The 947-nt window shown below is 39.6% G+C and carries 2 protein-coding genes; both read left to right on the forward strand.

Translation table 11 applies throughout. The features are described 5' to 3' along the window. Positions 1-6: 6 nt before the first annotated feature. The gene (locus FJQ58_RS02230) at positions 7-570 is read left to right on the forward strand and encodes a ParA family protein (protein ID WP_476641266.1); all 564 of its coding nucleotides are present in this window, start codon (positions 7-9) and stop codon (positions 568-570) included. Beyond that, positions 554-895, forward strand: a complete 342-nt coding sequence (locus FJQ58_RS02235) for a hypothetical protein (RefSeq protein WP_139990810.1) — start codon at positions 554-556, stop codon at positions 893-895. Before FJQ58_RS02230 ends, FJQ58_RS02235 begins: the two co-directional genes overlap by 17 nt. Positions 896-947 lie beyond the last annotated feature (52 nt).

A 947-nucleotide genomic window follows, 5' to 3' on the forward strand; every position in this document is an offset into this window, starting at 1 on the left:
ATTGATGTGCTGCCATCCAATGACGACATGGCCTTTTTTGAATTGGATGTACTTACGGAGAGAGAAAAGTACCCAAAGCCCTTTTTCTTATTAAAAGATGCAATCGAACCACTTAAAAGCCAATATGATTATATCTTAATTGACAGTCCTCCAAACATGGGGCTGACGACAGGATCGATTCTTACTGCAGCGAATGGGGTCCTTATACCCTTCCAGCCAGAATCTTATTCTATGCGTTCACTATTGAAAATCATCCAATCGATTGAGGATTTTAAAAGCAAACATAATCCAAGCCTCTCCATTCTTGGCGTAGTGGCCACACTCGTCGATACCAGAACCATTGTACATACTCAGGTATTACAAGAATGCAGAAAGTTCTGCCATGAAAGAGGAATTCGTCTATTTGATACAGTCATTCCTCGATCCGTTCGTTTTGCGTCTAATGTAGCGTTTGAACGCCTGCCATCGACGCTAGNCCTGCCATCGACGCTAGCAGACCCGAAACATTCTGTTGTTTCTTGTTACTTTGATTTAGGGAAGGAGATTAATGGAAATGGCCAGAAAAAATAGGAGCATCGCAGGATTTGAAGATGTAGCAAACGTTGTTAAGGAAAATGTGAATGTTAATGTTAATGATAATATTCTTGTTGAAGAAGACGATAAAAAACGTACGGAACGTGCAGAAGAGAAAGAAGATATACAAGAACGTTTTCTAGACCGTGTGATTGAAGGAAACCTGAAAAAAAATAATCTTGTGCTGGTAGGCGTATATTTAGAGCCTCAAATTGCCGAAATTCTTGATCGTTTAGGTAAGAAAGCTGGGCGAGGCGCTAAGTCTAGAATTGTAAATGATGCGCTGCGTGGTGATTTTGGGAAAAGAGGGTTATTGAAGTAATAAAAAAGAGGCATTTAATGCCTCTTTTTTTATTACCTCAATAACAGAAATG

Source organism: Paenibacillus paridis (genome assembly GCF_006345825.1).
In the GTDB taxonomy this organism is placed as follows: Bacteria; Bacillota; Bacilli; order Paenibacillales; family Paenibacillaceae; genus Pristimantibacillus; species Pristimantibacillus paridis.

Coding starts and splice junctions, on each gene's coding strand:
- FJQ58_RS02235 (WP_139990810.1), top strand. CDS start 554: ATGGCCAGAAAAAATAGGAGCATCGCAGGATTTGAAGATGTAGCAAAC.